Annotated in this window: 16 protein-coding genes; 10 read left to right on the top strand and 6 right to left on the bottom strand. The window is 68.9% G+C overall.

The window, feature by feature from the left end:
• Positions 1–44: 44 nt before the first annotated feature.
• The 3 genes from HUW62_RS21865 to HUW62_RS21855 all read right to left on the bottom strand — a co-directional run bounded on the left by HUW62_RS21865 (position 45) and on the right by HUW62_RS21855 (position 4,538).
• Complete coding sequence (locus tag HUW62_RS21865) at positions 45–569, bottom strand: hypothetical protein (RefSeq protein WP_163869273.1); 525 nt, start codon at positions 567–569, stop codon at positions 45–47.
• 13 nt (positions 570–582) lie between these two features.
• A complete protein-coding gene (locus HUW62_RS21860; RefSeq protein WP_368670452.1) occupies positions 583–2,142 on the bottom strand; it encodes a hypothetical protein in 1,560 nt (519 codons plus the stop codon).
• 428 nt (positions 2,143–2,570) lie between these two features.
• Positions 2,571–4,538 (bottom strand): APC family permease, encoded by a 1,968-nt coding sequence (locus HUW62_RS21855; protein WP_217911474.1) that lies wholly within the window; start codon positions 4,536–4,538, stop codon positions 2,571–2,573.
• Positions 4,539–4,841: 303 nt separating this feature from the next.
• On the opposite strand from HUW62_RS21855, the gene HUW62_RS21850 reads away from it, so the two are divergent.
• The 3 genes from HUW62_RS21850 to HUW62_RS21840 all read left to right on the top strand — a co-directional run bounded on the left by HUW62_RS21850 (position 4,842) and on the right by HUW62_RS21840 (position 8,509).
• A complete protein-coding gene (locus tag HUW62_RS21850) occupies positions 4,842–5,636 on the top strand; it encodes a hypothetical protein (protein WP_176435506.1) in 795 nt (264 codons plus the stop codon).
• Positions 5,637–5,924: 288 nt separating this feature from the next.
• Positions 5,925–8,099, top strand: a complete 2,175-nt coding sequence (locus tag HUW62_RS21845; RefSeq protein WP_163869276.1) for a methyl-accepting chemotaxis protein — start codon at positions 5,925–5,927, stop codon at positions 8,097–8,099.
• Positions 8,100–8,122: 23 nt separating this feature from the next.
• Positions 8,123–8,509 carry a hypothetical protein gene (locus tag HUW62_RS21840; protein WP_163869277.1) on the top strand — a complete coding sequence of 129 codons (387 nt, stop codon included), beginning with the start codon at positions 8,123–8,125 and terminating at the stop codon, positions 8,507–8,509.
• Here HUW62_RS21840 and HUW62_RS21835 read toward each other — a convergent pair whose 3' ends face one another.
• Both HUW62_RS21835 and HUW62_RS21830 read right to left on the bottom strand, forming a co-directional pair.
• Positions 8,510–9,979: a pyridoxal-dependent decarboxylase gene (locus tag HUW62_RS21835; protein ID WP_163869278.1), complete on the bottom strand. Its 1,470-nt coding sequence runs from the start codon at positions 9,977–9,979 to the stop codon at positions 8,510–8,512.
• Positions 9,980–10,012: 33 nt separating this feature from the next.
• Complete coding sequence (locus HUW62_RS21830; RefSeq protein ID WP_163869279.1) at positions 10,013–10,837, bottom strand: SDR family NAD(P)-dependent oxidoreductase; 825 nt, start codon at positions 10,835–10,837, stop codon at positions 10,013–10,015.
• Positions 10,838–10,944: 107 nt separating this feature from the next.
• On the opposite strand from HUW62_RS21830, the gene HUW62_RS21825 reads away from it, so the two are divergent.
• The 7 genes from HUW62_RS21825 (at position 10,945) to HUW62_RS21795 (ending at position 19,456) form a co-directional block, all read left to right on the top strand.
• On the top strand, positions 10,945–11,151 hold the full coding sequence (locus HUW62_RS21825; RefSeq protein ID WP_163869280.1) for a hypothetical protein: 207 nt from the start codon (positions 10,945–10,947) through the stop codon (positions 11,149–11,151).
• 218 nt (positions 11,152–11,369) lie between these two features.
• Entirely contained in the window at positions 11,370–12,278 is a 909-nt protein-coding gene (locus tag HUW62_RS21820) for a hypothetical protein (protein ID WP_163869281.1), read from the top strand.
• A 76-nt stretch (positions 12,279–12,354) separates the two neighbouring features.
• Entirely contained in the window at positions 12,355–13,146 is a 792-nt protein-coding gene (locus HUW62_RS21815) for an enoyl-CoA hydratase/isomerase family protein (protein WP_163869282.1), read from the top strand.
• A gap of 41 nt (positions 13,147–13,187) precedes the next feature.
• The gene (locus HUW62_RS21810) at positions 13,188–13,826 is read left to right on the top strand and encodes a hypothetical protein (protein WP_240356987.1); all 639 of its coding nucleotides are present in this window, start codon (positions 13,188–13,190) and stop codon (positions 13,824–13,826) included.
• 75 nt (positions 13,827–13,901) lie between these two features.
• Positions 13,902–14,633: a hypothetical protein gene (locus HUW62_RS21805; RefSeq protein ID WP_176435505.1), complete on the top strand. Its 732-nt coding sequence runs from the start codon at positions 13,902–13,904 to the stop codon at positions 14,631–14,633.
• 519 nt (positions 14,634–15,152) lie between these two features.
• Positions 15,153–15,806, top strand: a complete 654-nt coding sequence (locus HUW62_RS21800; RefSeq protein ID WP_176435504.1) for a hypothetical protein — start codon at positions 15,153–15,155, stop codon at positions 15,804–15,806.
• A gap of 248 nt (positions 15,807–16,054) precedes the next feature.
• A complete protein-coding gene (locus HUW62_RS21795; protein WP_176435503.1) occupies positions 16,055–19,456 on the top strand; it encodes an Ig-like domain-containing protein in 3,402 nt (1,133 codons plus the stop codon).
• 90 nt (positions 19,457–19,546) lie between these two features.
• Here HUW62_RS21795 and HUW62_RS21790 read toward each other — a convergent pair.
• A partial coding sequence (locus HUW62_RS21790; RefSeq protein WP_255203560.1) for a hypothetical protein occupies positions 19,547–20,012 on the bottom strand: 466 nt, incomplete at its 5' end.

The raw sequence follows: 20,012 nt of genomic DNA, 5'->3' as shown, positions 1-20,012 counted from the left end.
GCTCCGAGAGCGGGAGCGCCGAAGCGCCCCCGCTCGCCCTACCCTCAGTGGACGATGAACGTCGAGGGGAGCAGGACCTTGGAGCCGCGGCCCTGGAAGAGGCTGTCCTTCAGGTGCAACTGGATGACGACGTGCTTGCGCTTCTCCAGCTCCGCCCGCTTGGTCGTGAAGAGGATGGAGCCCGAGCGCGCGTTGATGAGGCCCGGCGCACCGGACTCCCGGAAGGCACCCACGTCATCGAAGTGCACGCGCACATCCGCCGTGTCCGCCTCCGCCGGCAGGTAGAAATACCCCAGCAGGTGGGCCTGGTCCGACTTTGACAGGTCCATCGACCGCGCGGACGGCGAGAGCTGGAACGGCAGCGACTTGCCCTGCGCGATGACTTCGATGCGCCCCACGCCCAGCAGCACCTTCTCGTACAGCTCCGCGTCCTGACCAAGCAGCCGCAGCTCGAACCGGTCTCCCTCGGGCACGTCGACCGGGTCCGTCCCGCTGTTGCCATCACACGCGCTCAGCGTCAGCGCCAGGAACATCCCCGACAAGGCCATCCATCTTGAGTTCGTCTTCATGTCATCCCCCCTTTCAGAACCGCGGTTCCACGGCCCGCTCCTGCCCCAGCAGCGGATCCAGCTTCCAGATCTTCTTGTTCAGCGGCACCGCCCTGCGCTGCCCGGAGCGGTTGTGCTTCTCAAGCAGCTTCAGCGCCGGCTCCAGCATCATCCGGCTGGGCGCCACCCACGCCTCCATGCCCGTCAGCGACGGCGCCTTCGCACCGAAGAACCGCTCGTTGCACGTGGCCGTCAGCAGCTCACGGGCGACCCTCACCTTGAGGGCCTCGAAGTCAGAGCGGACTTCCCCATTCTGGGCGATGCCCGGGTTGGCCCAGAGGACGCCCAGCGCGTTCTCCATCGTGGTGACGGTGCCCAGGTTGCCCAGCGAGATGGGGCCTTGCGCCAGACACTGGCTCAGGGCCTCCTCACTGGAGCCGAAGAAGCCGTGATCCCTCGTCAGCATCGGCGTGCCGTTCCCACCCACGGGCGGAGGCGGGGGGAAGGCGCACGTCGCGCCGTCCGCGAACTGCGTGGTGGGACCGGTGGAGACCGTGGTCAACGCCCCCGTCACCAGGTTCACCGAATAGAACGTATTCGCCAGGTTCACGTTCGCGTTGGTGGAGCCGTAGAAGAACAGCTCCCCCACGGAGGTGAAGACCGCGGAGACCATCGAGTTGCCCACCGACAGCACGCCGTTGATGCGCGTGGGCAGGACGAAGTCCGTGTGGGTGCCCAGCAACGGATTGATGATGGTGACGCGCTGGGTGGCGCTGTTGAAGCCATACAGCAGGCCGTTGATGGGATTGACGGCGAAGTCGGCCACCCGGAAATTCGCGGGGGTGCCCACGACGACATCCGACAAGGTCGCGCCCGTGGTGGTGTTGACGCGGACCAGGTGGTTGCTCGTGATTTCGAACCCGAGGAAGGAGCCATCCCCCAGGATGGCGCCCGCGCCCCAGAGGGCCGTGTTCGCGGCGCCAGTGACGAGCGGCGCGATGATGTTCCCCGAGCCGTTGGCGTCCACCCGGATGAGGTTGGGCGCGTTCACGCCGTCTGAGTTGATGGCATACAGGAAGCCATCGACATGGTTGAACGCGAGCGCGTTGTACGGCAGCGACGTCGACCCCTGGAGCGCCAGCGTCGCCGAGGCGGGGTCGAACACGTAGAGGCGCGAGGGCCCCACGGGCAGACCGGAGCTGGAGGAGGACGCCGTCGAGATATAGACGGTGTCATCACACGACAGGATGCGCTCCTGGGCACAGAGCACGTTGACGGTGTCCTGGGCGGAGCCACTGTCCCAGCCGATGTTGAAGACGTTGGTGAACGACACGGTGTCATCGGGGGTGGACGGATTCGAGTCCAACAAGCCCAGGGCCTCGCAGGCCTCGAAGTTGGGCACCGGGAACGTGCATTGATAGGTGATGTTGCCACCCACCGGCACCGCCAGCGGCGGCGCGGGCGTGAGGGTGCATGCCGTCAGGAGCGGGTCCTCCGCCAACAGGAGGAGCGACTCCAGCGTCGGATGGATGTTCGTCGCGCTGAACGTGAAGGTGAGCGTGTTGGGGTAGGTGTTGATTGTGGCGAGCTTCACGCCGTTCACGAGCTTCTCCGCTCGGAAATCGTGGGCCCACACACCAGGGGCCCATAACGCTCCACCGAGCAGAACTCCAAACCATCTGCGATTCATCTTTGCGCCTCCGCGCCCATGGGGGTTGCTGCCAGGGACGCCCGACGTCCTGCACGGAGAGTGCCTGCTTTGGCTTGGTTCCCAAACTATCCCGATTGGCGTCTGGGAATGCCCGCCAGTCTTGATGTCTGCTGGCCAGGAGGCATGAGCAGACATGCATTCTCGGATGCCGGGAGCCCGAGAGGCGATGTCTGATGAATGAATGGCTCGGCCTCCATCCCCGGGGGCGATGAAGGCTGCGGGCCAGAACGCGCGGGAAACAACCTACACGGAAAATTTTGACAAAGGAGCCCTGCAACAACTTCAGTCGAGCCGTGAGGAAGCCGCGCGCCTCAGGCGGGAGCCACGGGCTCGGACTCCCCGGTGGGCCCCAGGGCGGAGCCGGGCTGGGCCTGGTCCTCGGTGCGCAGGTACCAGGGCACACTGATGAGCACCAGACGCCGGGCTCCGGACAGCAGCAGCGTGCTTCGCAGCAGCTCGGAGTGACGCCCATACATGACGGCGCGGTACCACTGGCTCTCCAGCAGCTCCGGCAGGACGACGGCCACCGTGCGGCGCGGGTCCTCCGCGAGCAGCCCGTCCACATAGTCCAGCAAGGGCTGCACGAGCCCCCGGTAGGGAGAAGGAACCTCTTCCAGCCTCGGCACCTGGACATGGGCCCGCATGGCGGGCTCCTGGACGAGGGTGGCCCACTGCTCGGCCAGGGCGTCTGGGGCGTCCTCCGCCTCGTCGGTGCGCACGTGCACCGCGCGGACGTCGTGGCAGAGCCCCAGCGCGAAGCGCAGGGCCGTCTCCGACGCATGGGACCAGCGGCTCATGGGCACCACCGCCACCATGCTCCCGCCCGGCTCCAACGCCATGGGACGCCTGAGGCCCGTCGTCTCGCGAACACGCAGGTAGGCCCGGTGGACGCGGCTGAAGAGCAGCACGCCCAGCGGGATGATGACGACGGCGGCCCAGCCGCCATGCGTGAACTTGGCGACGATGACGATGGACAACGCCAGCCCCGTCAGCAGGGCGCCCACGCCATTGAGCACGCGGCGCCACCGCCACCCGGCCTCGCGGCGACGCGTCCAGTACACCACCATGCCCGTCTGCGAGAGGGTGAACGCCAGGAGCGCGCCAATGGCGAACAAGGGGATGAGGCGGTCGGTGATGGCATCCGCGGCGAGGATGATCAGCCCCGCGAGCACGGAGAGCAGCAGGATGCCTCGCGAATACGCCAGCCGCCGCCCCCGGTGCACGAAGGCCACGGGCAGGTAGCGGTCCAGCGCCAGCAGCCAGCACACGCGAGGGAAGCCGGCGAAGCTGGTGTTGGCCGACAGCGCGAGGACGCCGAGGATGGACGTCATCGCCACGTAATAGAAGACACCCCGCCCCGTCACCGCGGCCAGCAACTGGGACAGGACGCTCTGGTAGCCCGGGCCATCGGGCGCGGTGGCGCCCACGCCATAGACGCGGCACAGCGCGGCCACGCCCAGCAGCAACAGCACGAGGACGAGGATGATGAGCGACAGCGTGAGCCTCGCGCGCTTCACGGACGGCGCCTTGAAGATGGGCACCGCGTTGCTGACCGCCTCCACGCCCGTCATCGCCGTGCAGCCGCTGGCGAAGGCCCGCAGCACCAGCCACAGCCCCACGCTCGCCGAGGGCGGGGGCAGCGCGGGCGGAGGAATGTCGAGTGCTGGCGCCCCACCCTGCGCGAAGGCCCGCCAGGCGCCAACGGCGAGCAGGATGAAGAGCGAGCCGATGAACATCCCGGTGGGCAACAGGAAGAGCGCCCCTGCTTCACGCGCGCCTCGCAGGTTCACCAGCGTGAGCAGGCCCAGCAACCCCAGCGCGAGCCCCAGCGTGTGCGGCCCCAGCGAGGGGAAGGCGGAGACGATGGCACCCACGCCGGCGGAGATGCCCACCGCCACGTTGAGCAGGTAGTCCAGGAGCAGGGCGGAGGCCGCGAGCAGCCCCACCCGCCGGCCCAGGTTCTCACGCGCCACCGTATAGGACCCACCTCCGCGCGGATACGCGGCGATGGTCTGCCGATAGGAGGCGGCCACCACCACCAGCAATCCGACGATGCACGCGGTGATGGGAAACAACAGCTTCACGCCCGAGGGGCCCAGCGGGCGCAGCATGGTGAGCGCGGCCTCCGGTCCATACGCGGCGGACGACAGCGCATCCAGCCCGAGCAGCGCCACGCCGGCGAGCACTCCGACCTGCTCGTGCGACGCCTGCGCGGTGGTGAGCGGCTTTCCGAGCAGCACGTCCATCCAGCTCCAGCGGCCTTCCCTGGCGTGTTCCATGCCGCCCCTCTTTCATCTGGCCACCCGCGCCGAGATTCCTCACGGGCAACCTGGGGATGCCTGGCTCCGGGTGGAGCGGGCGGCGCTCCAGGCGCGTGACTCCTTGTCGAAGGAGACCGACCTGGGAGGTCGGCTCGTGACTTCGCGTGGACACCTGACCCCTTCCGGGGTGATGGGCGGCCAACACCCCGGGGGAGGTTGTGTCCTCCCCGGACGCTCGGCCCTGGAGTCCGCTTCACGGAGGCCACCCCCGTTGGTCACTTCTCGCCCCACCCCCGCAAAAACGCATTGGAGGCAGCTCGTATGGCCATGAGGCACTGCTGGACGCTATCTGTCATCGCCACCCTGGGTATCTCCGGGACGGCGGTGGCGCAGGAATCGGAGACGCGCGAGTCGAGCGAGGTGAAAATGGATGTCCGCGCGGAGCACGGGATGTCCGGCTTCCAGCTCGCGTTGGGCGTCAACCTGGGCCTGGGCGCGGGGTACGTCTACAAGGACGGCACGTCGCGCACCGGGACACGCGAGGACTTGAAAATCACCGACGGCGCCAGCGCATCCCTGCCGATCCTCCTGGAGCTGGGCTATCGCATCAACCCCCGCGTCTACGCGGGCGTCTGGGGCAGTTGGGAGCCGGTCTTCACCAAGACGAACGACATCTCCTGTCCGGAGGGCTTCGACTGCAACACCTGGCAGTGGCGCTTCGGCCCCGAGCTGCGCTTCCACATCAAGCCGGAGTCGGGCTTCGACCCCTGGGTGGGGCTGGCCGTGGGCATGGAGTTCCTCAAGAGCCACGTGAAGGGCGACACGGTCGTCCCGCTGCCGGGCGGAGGCACCGTGCCCGCGCGCATCGACACCAAGGTGACGGACCGGGGCCCCACCTTCGTGCGCCTCAGCGCGGGAGGCGACGTGCGCGTCTCGCGATTCCTGGCCGTCGGCCCCATCGTCACCGCGTCGCTCGGCAGCTACACCGTGCGCACCGGCGACCAGACGGTGAACATCACCGGCCTGCCCGCGCAGACGTCTCCCGTCTCCGCCGTGGATGACGGCTTCCACGCGCTCTTCACCCTGGGCGTGCGCGGCATCTTCCGCTCCTTCTGAGGCCGAGGCGTCAGCCCTTCCATGAGGAAGACCGGGCGAGTCGTCCACGACGGCCCGCCCGGCCCAGGACACGCCTCACCCGCCAAAGCCTTCCCTTTCGTCCAGTCCTGACACGATGTCCCGAGACATGTGCATCTGGGTCACAATCGCCCCTCCCAATGGGTGGCGTGGCGCGTCGAGAAAGTTTCACTCCCACTTCCCTACAGCCCCTTCCGAACCCTTTCCTACATGTCAGGGGATGCAGACCTATTTACAGCCATGCGCTGGCGGTCGAGCATTGGCTACCTCATGGCTGCCTACCGCCCTTCCCCGACACCCCTCGACAGCCTTGCCTCGTTCGTGAGGCTTCACGCACCGTCGCGCCGAGCCGCGCGTCTGGTGCTGCTGGGCTGCGCGCTGTTCATCGCGTTCGTCCATGCCCCCACGGCCCGAGCGGAGGAGGAGCCGAGCTCCGCCGTCCCGGTGCTGGAGGGTTGGCGTTTCCGCTGGGGTGACTCGCCCCAGGGCGCGGATGGAATTCCCCTGTGGGCACAGACCGCGAACATCGCGGACGAGTGGCGCACGATGGAAGCGCTCAAGCCGCCACCTGGACGCGGCAACAACGTCTTCCTGTGGATCAGCATCCCGCTGCCGCAAGGCCCCTGGGCGGAGCCCGCGGTCATGTTGGGTGAAGTCACCAATGCCGTGGAGGCCTACGCCAACGGTCAGCGCGTCTATGTGAGCGGACGACTCAACACGTCCGGCGCGGAGCTGTCCGACAACATGGCCTGGCACGTGGTGCCGGTACCGCGCACCGCGCTCGGTGGGCATCTGCTGCTGCGCGTCCAGTCGAGCAACCCGAACATCGGAGTGGCGCAGGGCGCGTTGATCGGCTCGAGGCATCAACTGCTCGCCAAGGTGACGCGCGAGGGCCAGGCGCCGTTCGTCATGGGCATGCTCCTGCTCGCGGTGGCCGTGGGCTCCGGTGGAGCGTTCCTGCTGCACTGGCGTCGGCGGATGCTCGCGGGCCTGGCGGTGTTCTCCGCCAGCGGCGGCTTCGTATTGCTGGGCCTGAGCGGCATGCCCAACGCGCTGTGGGACGCGCCCATCACCGCCACGCGCTTCACGGTGCTCGGCATCTTCCTGCTCGTGTCGGGCCTCATCGAGTTCGTGTCGGACGCGCTCCTCAACAACCAGCGGCGCTGGTTCCGGATGGGGGCCATGGGCTACTCGGCGCTCTGCGTGGTGGCGGCCCTGTTCGTATTCGCGGACCTGGGCACCGCGCAGCGCATCCTGGTGCCCTTCCTGCCCTTCTCGTTCTCCATCCTGCTCATCTGTTTCAGCGTGGCGGCGACGGAGGCGTGGCGCGGCAACCCCGACGCCCGCATCTTCGTGGCGGGCCTGGCGGGGCTCGTCCTCTTCCTCGCGCTCACGGTGCTGCCCGTCATCGGCGTGCTGCCCTTCTCGCTGGGCAACGTGTCGCACTGGGGCTACCTGGCGTTGACGCTGTCGCTCCTGGGCATCGTCGCGCGACGCTCCATGGAGGTGGTGCGCTCGCTGGAGGCCCACACCCGGCAGTTGGAGGAGCGGCAGTTGGAGGTGCGCAACCTGGCCGAGCGCATGGGCACCGGCGCCGGAGAGCTGGCCACGGTGGTGCAGCAGCTGCGCTCCACCAGCGACCAGCAGACCGAGGGCGTCAGCCGTCAGGCCGCGGCGCTGCAGGAGGCCGAGCAGACGGTGAAGGAGATTCGCCGCTCGTCGCAGATGACGGCGGAGAAGGCCAGCTCGCTGGCCGCGTCGGCGGAGGGCGCCGAGCAGGTGGGCCGCGAGGGCAGCGCCGCGCTGGAGCGCACGCTGGCGGACCTGGCGGCGATTCGCTCCGAGGTGTCGGAGATGGCCCGTCGCATCCTCGCGCTCGACGAGCGCACGCGCGAGGTGTCCGGCATCGTCGACTCGGTGAAGGACCTGGCGGACCAGTCCAACATGCTGGCCATCAACGCGGCGATTGAAGCGGCGCGCAGCGGAGAGAGCGGCCGGGGCTTCGGCGTGGTGGCGCGAGAGATGCGCGGACTGGCGGACCAGTCCATCCGCGCCACGCACCGCATCCGCGAGGTGCTCAACGGCGTGAGCGCGAGCATGCGGGAGGCGGCCCAGTTCAGCGAGAAGGGCGACGAGCGCGTCCGGCAGAGCCTGGATGCCGTGCGCACATCCAGCGCGCAGTTCCAGGAGCTGGCCATCCTCATTGGCGACTCCAGCGCGAGCATGCGGCAGATCACCGCCGCCGTCAGCGCGCAGGACTCGGGCACCCAGCAGATGGCCATGGCCATCCAGGAGCTGTCCGGGCAGATGCAGCGCACCCTGAAGACGGTGCAGGAGACGCAGGAAGCCACCCGCTCCGTCCAGGGGCTGGCGGAGAGCATGTCCGGCCTCGCCACCCAGTCGCTCCGGGCGGAAGGCTCCACGCAAATCTCAACGCCCCGGTAGTCCTTCCCCGGAAGCGAGCTCCCATGCGTACCCAGTCCGCCCTTCCCACCCTGCTGCTCGTGCTCTTTGCCGTGGCTTCAGCGTGTGGAGGGGCGCACGGGGCGGCCGCGGACCCGAACCGGCCCCCCCCCCCGAAGACGACGGTGGCGGTGGAGAGCCGGAAGCTCGTGGACGTCAACCTCTACGCGCTGACGGGGACGCGGCGGCTGCGGCTGGGGACGGTGCCGGGGATGACGACGCGCAACTTCGTGTTGCCTCCCGACCTGGTGGGCACCACGGACCGCATCCGCTTCGGCATCGAAATCATCGGCACCCTGGGCCACAAGAGCCTGGGCAGCGACAGGACCTTCGAGAGCGAGCAGGAGATGTCCGTCCGCCCCGGCGATGAGCTGTCGCTGACCATCTACTGACTACGCCTTCGTGCCCACGTCCCGGGCCGCCCGCCGTACCGCGTCCAGCAGAGAGTGGAGCGTCTGCTCATCCGTGGCGGGCGCCATCACCGTCGCCCGCAGCCAGCGCGTGCCGGAGACGACGGAGGACGCCAGGTGGAAGTGGCCCTCCGAGATGAGCCGGTCCCGGATGGCGACCTGCCGTGAGTCTCCCGCCGCGTCACGGTGGCGAAAGCACACCACGTTGCTCTGCGGCTCGAAGGGCGTCTCGAAGTCGTCGTGCGAGCACAGCAACGCCCATAAGCGATGCGCGGTGGCATGACGACCCGCCACGTATCGGGCGAGCCCCGCCTCTCCCCGCCAGGCCAGGTTGAGGAAGAGCTTCAGTCCGAGCTCCGCCTTGGCGCCCTCCACGGTCCGCTGCATCAAGTCCGGCCCGCCGCGCTCATCCTCGAAGAAGAGGTAGTCCGCCTCCTGGCGGAACGCCCGGTCCAGGTCCTCCTTCCGACGCAGAAGCACGGCCGCCGCCAGCGTCGACGTCCTCATCATCTTGTGCGCATCCCAGATGATGGAGTCCGCCTGCTCGATTCCCTTCAGCAGGGACTTGAGCACCTCATCCAACAGGGCCGAGCCTCCATGCGCGGCGTCCACGTGGAACCAGACCCCCCGCTCGCGACAGCACTGGCCCACGCCCACCAGGTCGTCATAGAGCCCGGTGGCGGGAGCACACGCATTGGCCACCACGGCCACCACGGTGCGTCCCCGCCGCGCCTGGGCAGCGAGGCCTTCGTGGACACCCTGGACGACGACGCGCCCGAGTGAGTCACAGGGCAGCCCCACCACCGCATCGCACCCGAGACCCATGATGGCCGCGGCTCGCCTGATGGAGAGGTGGCACGAGGCCGGCGCCAGGATGACCGCCTCGCGAGGAGCTCCCTGTGTCCAGGCCCCGGGGAAGGCCCGGGCCCGCGCCGCGAGCAGCGCCGTGAGGTTGGCCAGCGAGCCGCCATGAACGAGCACGCCCCCCGAAACGCCACCCCGCCACCCCACCTTCTCCAGCATCCAGTCGATGACGGTGAGCTCGACGGTGGCGGCCGAGGCCCCCATCTCATACAGGGACATGGCGTTGTTCGTGACGCCATGGACCAGGTCCGCCAGCGCCGCCGGCAGGTCAGGCGTCGCGCATTGGTGCGCGAGATATCCCGGATGGTGCAGCCGGGTCCCCTCCGAGAGATAGGCTTTCAGGAAGTCATCGAGCGCTTGTGCGTCCATGCCCCCTTCCCGAATCCACCGGTGGAGTGACAGCTCCCGCGCCAGTTCGGAGGGAGGGCGCCGCGCCGTCACCCGCGCGTGCCCTCCCTGGCTGGTGTCCACGTAGTCCCGGAGCCGCCGCACCGTGACGTCCACCGCCTGGTCCCACTCCTCCAGGTTCCAGACGCCATCAGACGACCTGTCGCCTGGCGGCGACGACGCTTCGGTTTCCTTTGCCATGGCAACAGCCTTCCCCGGCGCGCTCCGCCGGAATCAATCCAAGGAGAGGGAACGACCTGTCAAAAGCCCTGGATGAACGCCCAGCCCCAGGGAAGCATCCAGGACCGCGCCATGGAGAACACGGGCCTGGGGCTCGCAAAGCCAGCGCACCAGCTCCGCGATCTCCGACGCTTCAATCAATCGCTGTTTCGGCAGTCGTGCGATGAGCGCGCGCCGGGCGTGGTCGCTCAGGGGCGCCAAGGTGCTCGCCCGGAACATCGGTGTGTCGGTGGCACCGGGCGCCACGCACACCACCGTCACGGGCTCATGAGCCAGTTCCGCCGCCAGTTGCCGGGTCAGGAAGGCGATGGCCGCCTTGCTCATTCCATCCGCGGCGCGAAACCCCGGGAAGGCGGCGAAGGCGCCATCCACGCTGGAGAGCATCACCACCGTGCCACTCCCCTGCTCCAGCATCTTCGGAACCAGCATGCGGGTCAGCCAGAGCGGGCCCAGGCAGTTGACCCGGAAGAACAGCTCATCCTCCATCAACGCCGACCCGCCGCCCTCGGCCTTGACGGTCTCCGTCCCCAGCGCGGCGTTGTTGATGAGGATATCGACCGGGCCCGGAAGGCCGCTGACCAGCGCCTGCACCTGGGCCGCGTTGGACTGGTCCAACGGCAGGGCCAGATGTCCCCGGTCCTCGTCTGCGCTGATTTCCCGGAGCAGCGCCAGCGCGCGCTCCCTGCCTCGATGGTAGGTCAGCCAGACCCGGTCCCCCTGGCCCGACATGGCCCTCACCACCTCCGCTCCGATGCCGCTGGACCCACCGGTGACCAACACCGTCCGACGTGCCCGCCCCGCTTCGCTCGACGGCTTCATTGGCCCGCCCCCAAAGACTGCTCGAACATGACCATTTCCTCCCCGGTTGGATTCATCTCGTGAAAAGCTCGGAGGCCCGTGAATGGGCTTCTGGAGAGCCGCGCGCCATGATGACGAATCTGGACATCACTGCGATTGGCCACCACCCGTCAGTCAATAACAGTTTGGCCGTCCCGAGCCCATATCATCCAAACAAGAAAGCCGTCGCATCCGCGCGTGCGGGCAAAGCAAGACACATGAGAGGATTCAACGCGGTGAAGGTCGAGGCGGCGGGCCAATTGGAGCTGATGGACGGTGGAGCGCCCACGACGTAGGCCGCGCCATCAAACCCGCAGGAGCGGAGGAGCGGAGGCTTCGTGCGGGGTTCGGCTTCGCGCCCGCAGAGGAGCTACCGCGTTTCGATTAACCAGAAACTCCGGACAGCCCTGGGCCGACAACGTGTGGACCCCTGGGGTCGAATCGCGGTGAGACACAGGCTCGCCGCGCGCGGCCCGAGGACTGCTCGCGGGGACAACCCGCCTGGAGAAGAAAGATGCACACGAAACGGATGTCGTCGTTGCTCGTCCTGCTGCTCGTGGGGCTCTCCGCATGTGGTGGCGAGGGCGAGGTGGTGGCGGACGTGCCCGAGGCGCTCGACACGAGCACGGCTGAGCTGAACACCTCCATCTACAACCGGGCGCGGGCCTACGCGTCGGCCCATCCCACGCGAGACGGCGGCACGTGGGACCAGTGGTGCGCGTCGCTGATGTGGCGCTTCGGCGGGTTCCCCGAGTCCTCCGCGCGGCCGTCGGCCATCGAGGCCTACCACGCGTCGACACGGCAGCCGTACTCCGCCGCCCAGGCACCCGCGGGCGCGTTCCACTGGTGGGATATCGGCTCGTTCGGGCACGTGGGCCTGGACCTCAACGGCGGTGGCACCACGGTCTTCATGGCCACGCGGAAGCTGTCGCAGAGCTGGGGCAACGCCATCGGCATCAACAGCGTGTCCGGGTATTCGTCGGCTTCGGGCGCGCGGTATCTCGGCTGGTCGCTGGACTACGCGGGCAGCGTCATATCAGACCATGGCCCCCTGCCCGGTGGTGGTGGCGGAGGCATTCCCCGGACGTCGACGGAGGACGATGGAGTCCCTGGTCCCATCTACTACAAGCGCATCCAGACGGTGGGACAACGGGACTTCGGCTACACGGGCCCCATCGACGGTGTCACCGGGCCCGTCACGGAGAAGATCCGCGTGAGAATCACGGCGCGAGAGCTCAACCGCCGGGGCGGCCCGCGCACCTCCGCACAGGACGATGGAATCCCGGGCGCCATCTACTGGCAGCGCGTCCAGACGGTGGGCCGGGAGTTCGGCTACACGGGCCCCATCGACGGGATTCCCGGTCCCAACACGTACAAGGCCGAGCACCGCATCTGCGGCTATGCCGTGAACCGGGCGTTCTAGCCGACACGGCCCCTGCCCTCGCGCTCGCCGTGCCTTTGGCGCCGAGCGCGAGGGTGGATGCGGTTACAGTCCGCCCATGACTGTCCAGGCCACGGGCGTACTGCTCGACATTGAAGGGGGCGTCGCGACGCTCACGCTGAACGACGCCGCGCGCCGCAACGCGATGACTCCCGAGCTGGGAGACGCGCTGCGGGCCCGAGTGGAGGAGCTGCGCCGGAGGGATGACGTGCGCGCCGTCGTCCTCGCCGGAGCGGGCGGCACCTTCTCCGCGGGCGGCGACCTCCAGATGCTGGAGCGACTGCGCCAGGTCTCCTTCGAGGAGGCCCGCGGCTTCATGCTCGACTTCTACTCGCGCTATCTCAGCATCCTCGACCTGCCCGTGCCCACGGTGGCGGCGGTGGAGGGCGCGGCCATTGGCGCGGGGCTGTGCGTCGCGCTCGCGTGCGACGTGTGCATCGTCTCCGAGGACGCGAAGCTGGCCCTCAACTTCGTGCAGCTCGGCCTGCATCCCGGCATGGGCGCCACGTACCTGGTGCCGATGCGAGCGGGCCCCCAGCGCGCCGCGGAGCTGCTGCTCACGGGCCGCCGCTTCGATGGCCGCGAGGCGGTGCGGCTCGGACTGGCGCTGGAGGCCACCGCCGCGACGGAGACGCGGACCCGCGCGAGCGCGCTCGCGACCAACATCGCGGCGAACGCACCGCTGGCGACGCGTGGACTCAAGCAGCGACTCGGCCTGGACCGCGCGGGACTCCAGCGCGCACTGGAGGAAGAGGCCCGACTCCAGGCGGAGAGCTACGGCAGCGCGGACCTGGGCGAAGGGCTCGCGGCGGCCGCGGCGCGCAGGCCCCCGGTGTTCCAGGGACGGTAATCCGCCCACCGCCGTGCTTCCTCGACGCGAGGGTTCGCGACATGCTGCCCGGCGGCCCTCGCGGTGGACGCGAGGCCGAGGCGGGAGGGATGGAGATGGGACAGCTTCGACTGGAGCGACATCTGCACGGGGTGCACGTGGTGCTCATGTGCGCGGATGACGCGGAGGAACAGGCCGAGTGGGTGCTGAGCGTGCTCACGCGCCTGCCGCCCGGCGGCCTCATCCCCGGACGCACGCTGCGCTTCGGCTGGTCCAGCCTGCGCCTGGACCCGCGCGGGGACTCGCTGGTGGTGACGGAGCCCGACTTCGACGGCGACCCGCTGAACGACTGGCGCGACGACATCACCGTGACGCTGCGAATCCAGGGGCGGATGCTCGAGACGACGCAGACGGTAGGCACCGAGCCCTTGTTTCCTCGCTATGGAGACAAGGTCGCGGCCGTGCCCGGATGGGACAGGAGCTCCCGCGTCGCCATGGCGCGCGCCCGGGCCCCCGAGGGCACGGACTCCGGCTGGCTCATCGTCCCCCCTGGCCCCCCGGGCGATGAGACCTTCGAGACCTTCCCCGTGTACTCCCTGCTGCGTCGTCGCCCCGCGTTGATGAGCGCGCTCGCGCTGCCGGGGGGATGGGTGGCGGAGTTCGAGGACGACACGCTCGTGGGCTACGGAAAGCCCGACTGAGAATCGGCGCCGGCGTCAGGTACGCTCCGGGCACACCGTCCTGGCCCCACTCAAAAATTCGAAGACCCGAACATCATGACCAAGCTCAATCAGATCATCGCCGTCGAGAAGGGCGTCAAGAACCGCTCCCAGCAGGAGCTGACGCAGGCCCACCACGACCTCCAGAAGCCGCAGTTGCTCAACGGCATCTCCCGCACCTATCAGCCCCGTGACGAAGAGGGTGAGCGCTTCCCCCCCGAGTCCACGCGCGTGCAGGTGCGCTCCGACGACGTGTTGAAGAAGACGAAGGAGATCCTCACCCGGCTCTTCGACGTCACCGCCACCAAGGACCTCACCAACTGTCACGCCAAGGCGGACGTGCGTGTCGATGGGAAGGTGCTCCTCACGGGCGCCCCCGCCACGTACCTGCTCTTCCTGGAGAAGCAGCTCGTCGACCTGCAGACCTTCGTGAAGAAGCTGCCCACGCTGGACCCGTCGGAGTCCTGGGTTCCGGACCCGGCGCAGGGCCTGTGGGCCACGGAGCCCGTGCAGACGGCGAAGACGAAGAAGGTCCCCCGCAACCACGTGAAGGCCGAGGCCACCGAGAAGCACCCCGCCCAGGTGGAGGTCTATTACGAGGACATCGTCGTCGGCTACTGGAAGACGGTGAAGTACTCGGGCGCCCTCCCCGCCGTCCGGGTCAATGAGCTGGTGGAGCGGGTGGAGAAGCTCCAGCAGGCGGTCAAGTTCGCGCGCGAGGAAGCCAACGCCGTGGAGGTGGAAGAGATGAAGTCGGGCGAGGTTCTCCTCGGCTATCTCTTCGGTTAGACTCAGCCGCGCAGTCCTTTCGGAGTACAAACTCAAACTCAGCAGCAAGTTGACGCCGAGCGTTCCCCGGTCGCCTTCAGTGCAGGTTCAAACCCTGCCCCCGCCACGCTCTGCGGCGGGGTAGCCCAACTGGTAGAGGCAAGCGACATCAAGGGCCCGCGAAGCACCCCACGTTCAAATTCTCACTCCAGACTCAGCATTCGCTGTCGCAGGTCCGATCTACCGGCTTCGCCCTTCTCCCCGAGATGCTGGTGCAATTCCAGCCCGCCGCTTCACCTGCTTGCGCGGCGGTCGTTCAATCGCAGGACACGGGGCATCACACTGAGGCGAAGTCTTAAACGTGCGGACCTCATCAATGGCAGCACCCCGAGCCCGGTCAGGAGGACACCCTGATCGGGCTCACCTGTTTTCACGGGCGAAACTTCCAGCGCGGCTGTTTCATCTGGTTGACACGTCCCACCCTGGCGGCTCACGTGGGGTTGCTCTCCGCGCGCGAGGCGACTTCAATGCGGAGTCGCGATGCTGTTCGGAAGCAAGACTCCGCCGTCCCGTTCGGAGCTCGTCACCGAGGCGGACGTGGCGCGCTCGAAGGGCCGGCTGAACAAGGCCATCTCCGGGTACAGGAAGGCGCTGGAGCTGGAGCCCAAGGACGCGGTGGTGCTGGGCAAGCTCGCGCCGCTGCTGGCCCGGGTGAAACAGCCGGAGGCCGCGCTGGAGAGCTTCCGCGCGGCGGCCCAGGCGCACCTGGACAAGGGCTTCGCGGACAAGGCGCTCGCCGTGTATGCGCAGGCGGCGGAGCTGTTCCCCCTGGAGCTGGACCTCTGGCGACAGGTGTCTCAGCTCCACGTCGTGAAGGGACACCGCGCGGAGGCGGTGAAGACGCTGCTCCGGGGCCGGCTCCACTTCCGTCGAAGCGCCGAGCGGACGGGCGCCATCCTCCTGCTGCGAGAGACGCTGGCGCTGGACGCGACGCTGTTCGAGGTGAAGCTGGACCTGGCGTTGCTGCTCGCGCGGCAGAAGCAGCGGGACGAAGCGCTCGCGGTGCTGGGGCCCCTGGCTTCGGAGGCGAAGAGCCGCCGTCACGTGCGCAGGTTGAGGTGGACGCAGGCGCAGGTGACGCCGGGCGTGGGCACATTCGCCGCGTGGCTGCGCGCGGCGTTGCTGGGCCGCTGAGCGTCAGCCCTTGAAGGCCAGCGACGCCACCAGGCCCACGCCAGCATGAACATCCCCACCGCCACCAGGCAGGACAGGAGGGCCGGTCCCCGGTGACAGGCCCCGGGCTCGTCCCGCGCGGAGGACGACTCGTCACCGGCGTCGGCGCTTCCGTCACATGCCGGACCTCGCCTTCGACACGTCCCGCTACGACACGGTCCTCCAGTGCCTCCGGCGTTCGCCGGCGGCCCGCAGCGAGGAGCGTGTCCATGCATCGCCCGATGTCCGTCCGAAGCCTCTTCCTGGCGAGCGCCCTCACCCTGGCCTTCGTGCCCGGGTGTCAGGACGCCCCGCCGCCCGTTGACTCCCCTCCCGAGCCGCTGGGTGCCGCCACCCAGGGCCTCACCTGCGGCGACAGCCTCATCCCCGCGATGACGGCCGGCGACGCCCCGAGCGGGCTCGCCATCGCCTCCAGCCAGTTCAGTGCCTCCAACCCCGGCTGGATGGCGCTCGACGGCAGTGACACCACCCCGTGGCTCTCCGCGAGCGGAAAGGGCTCCGCCTGGCTCACCTACGAGTTCTTCAACGGACCGAGGACTGTCACCCACTACGCCATCCAGTTCTCCAACGGCTCGCTCACGGCACGAGCGCCGAGGGACTGGACGCTGCAGGGCTGGTCCGGCTCCGCGTGGACCACGGTTGACTCGCGCACGCTCCAGACGAATTGGGGTGGCAGCGAGCTGCGTGAGTTCGCCGTCGCGACTCCGACGGCCTTCAGCAAGTACCGCCTGATGGTGACGGAGGACAACGCGGCCGGCACGGGCGTGGACGTCCTCTCCATCGGCAAGCTGAGCTTCTACAACTGCGCCTGCGCCACCAACGTCAACCAGGTGCCGGACATGACGAGCGCGACCGCGCCCTCCGGCATCGTCACGGCGTCGGGCGCCTACAGCGCCAGCTACGATGCATGGAAGGCCTTCGACAGCGTGGACACGGCGGCCTCCATGTGGATCTCCGCCGTCACGCAGACCCCCGCCTGGGTGGCCTACGAGTGGCCGGACGGTCCGCGCATCATCAGCCGATATGCCCTCAAGTTCACCAACGGCGACCTGACCACGCGCGCGCCAAAGAACTGGACCTTCCAGGGCTGGAACGGCAGCACGTGGGTGACGGTCGACACGCGCGTCGACGAGATGAACTGGTTGGGCTCGGAGCGCCGCGAGTACACGCTCACCAGCCCGAAGACGTTCAGCAAGTTCCGGCTGAACGTGACGGACGACAATGACGCTCGCACCGGGGTCGAGGTCATCTCCCTGGCGCGGCTGGAGCTGCTCGGCTGCGTGCGCGACACGGTGGCGCCCCTCGTGCCGGTCTTCACCGGCTTCACGCCGGCATCCCCGAGCACGCAGACCAGCACCACCCTCGCGGGCACCACCGAGGCGGGCGCCACCGTGCGCCTCTTCTCCGGAGGCACCTGCGCCGGAACCGCCATCGCGAGTGTGACGGCCAACGCCACGGGCACCTTCACCCGGGCCTTCACCATGACGGCCAACACCACGAGCACCTTCTCCGCGAAGGCGGAGGACGCCGTGGGCAACGTCTCCGCATGCTCGGCGCCCATCAGCTACGTGCACGACAACCTGGCCCCCGCCACCCCCTTCCAGCTCGCCTTCGTCCCGAGCGCCGCGGGCACCCAGTTGACGCCTCAGCTCAACGGCCGCACCGAGGCGGGCGCGCTCGTCCGCGTCTTCCAGAACTCCAGTTGCGGAGGCACGCCGCTGACCACCACCACGGCGACCGCCAGCACCGGCAACTTCAGCTTCAACCTGCCCGTGGGAACCAACGCCGTGACGACGTTCACGCTGCGCGCGGTGGATGCCGCGGGGAACCTGTCCGGCTGCTCCCCGTCGGTGGCGTACACGCATGACAACCTGGCGCCGCCGCCGCCCCTCTTCACGCCGGGACTGGTGCCCTTCCCACAGGCGCCCTTCGTCAGCGCGGTGCGCGCGCAGGGCGAGCCCCTCACGCGCGTGGTCCTCTTCTCCGACGCGGGTTGCACCACGCCCATGGGCACGGAGGTGCCGTTGGACAATGCCGGCGGTGCGCTGGTGCCGCTGCTCGCCAACCAGGTCGGTGTCACCGTCTTCGCGAGGGCCCGGGACGCGGCGGGCAATCAGTCCGCCTGCACGTCCTTCACGGAGACCTGCGTCGCGGGCTTCCTGGACTGCGACGGCAATCCAAGCAACGGCTGTGAGACGTCGAGGATGGACGACGCGGCGAACTGCGGCGCGTGCGGCACCGTGTGCGGTGGCGCGGCCTCGGCCAGTGGCGTCTGTGGCGCGGGGACATGTGGCCTCGGCTGCGCGGTGGGCACCTTCGACTGCGACGGCGACGCGGTCAACGGCTGCGAGTCCTCCACGGCCTGCGGCCCCGGCGTGTGTCAGGTGACACCCGAGCGAGAGCTGCTCATCACCGACTTGTCCGTGGTGGAGGACCCGGTGCGGACCACGGGCAACGGCGTCTGGACGTTCGGCATGCTGATGCGCCGCATGAACGGCGGGCAGAGCCCCTCCGAGCTGGTGCGAAACTGGCTGAAGACGTGGGAGGAGAACCAGTTCATCGAGGCCTCGTTCGTCGGCGCGCGCCCGCGCATCCGTCCCGACGTGCTCGGGCCCTGGGAGACGCGCAGCGGTGGTCCCAACGCGCCACTCGACTTCAACACCGCGCCGTTCCGACTGCTCGCCATCGTCAACCGCATCGACCTGCGCAGCGAGGGCACGCACTCGGGTGAGGGCCGCTTCGTCTTCGGCGTCACCACGCCCAGCGGCCAGCCCCTGCCGTTCACCGTCATCCTGGAGTACATGCTGCCCGGTGACGGGCCGGAGGACATCCAGCGCTGGGCGCGCGACTGGCACGAGCTGGGCACGCTGAGTCTCGGCACGCCGGCGTACAACACGAAGCTCCAGGCGCTGACGGACCGCTTCACCCAGTCCTTCGTGGCACCGGGACACTTCATGGGCAGCGCCATCCATCAGGTGCGCACCAACGAGAACGCGCTGGACCCGCTGTGGGAGCTGCGCGAGTTCCACTTCGGCCCCACCGGACTGGCGCCAGCTCCCGTGGCCCTCACGCCGGAGCTCTTCCACTCCGGCTCGCCCCTGGTGACGAACTACGTGCAGCAGAACCTGGCGCCCCTGATGAGCGGCACGCATCAGGTGCCGGCCTTCTTCGAGGGGCAGCCCTTCCTCGCGGGCTCCGCGCTCACTCCGTTCTTCTTCTTCTGGAACGCGCCGGGCGCGGACCCCGAGGCGCGGCATCGCTTCTCCCTCAACACGTGCAACGGCTGTCACGCGGGAGAGACGCAGACCCCCTTCCTCCACGTCTTCCCGCGTTCGGCCGGGAGCGCCTCGGGCCCGTCCTTCTTCCTCGTCGGTCAGGGCGCGACGCCGGACCCCATCACCGGCACTCCGCGCGTCTTCAACGACCTGGGCCGCCGGGACGACGACCTGGAGAACCTGGTGTGCGGAGCGCCGCAGAGCCTTCAGGCGCTGACGGGCTCCGTGGGTGAGTCGCTGCTCGCGCCGCGCTCACTGAGCAGCACGAAGAACCTGGACGCGGCCGTGCCGGGCTTCCCGCCTCGCTCGAACCTGCCTCCGGGCCGCGTCCACTGACACACGCTGGACACGCGAAGTGAACGGGCCGGGCTCCACGAACGCGCGGGGAGTCCGGCCCGAGTCGTGTCCGAGGCGTTGCGCACGAGCTCAGAAGCTCCCGAGCATCCACGCGCTGCCCACGAGGATGGACACCGTGGACGCCACGCGAGGCACGTGCGTCGCGAACTTGGAGGAGACCTGACGGATGCGGGAGAAGGCGGCGATGCCCGCGGTGAGCGCGGACATGGCCAGCGTGCTGCCGACGGAGAAGCCGCCCAGGTAGAGGGCCTGCTCCGGCCCCGTGCCCGAGACAGCGACGGGCAGCAGCAACAGCAGCGCGGACGCCCCGGTGAGCCCATGCACCAGACCCACGGCGAGCACGCCTCGGGAGGCCTGACTCGCATCACCAACGCCCAGTTTCCGCCGCAGCCCCCAGACGCCCATGCCCAGCAGCGCGAGACCCGCGATGCGCTCGGCCCAGCGGTCAATGGATTCGAGATGCACGGCGGACAGGAGCACCAACAGGACACCCGCGGCGACCAGGGTGCCGAGCCCATGGCCCAGCCCCCACAAC

Origin of the sequence: Myxococcus sp. AM011 (genome assembly GCF_013372595.1) — a bacterium.
Taxonomy (GTDB): Bacteria; Myxococcota; Myxococcia; order Myxococcales; family Myxococcaceae; genus Myxococcus; species Myxococcus eversor.
This window is presented reverse-complemented; position numbering and strand designations above follow the sequence as displayed.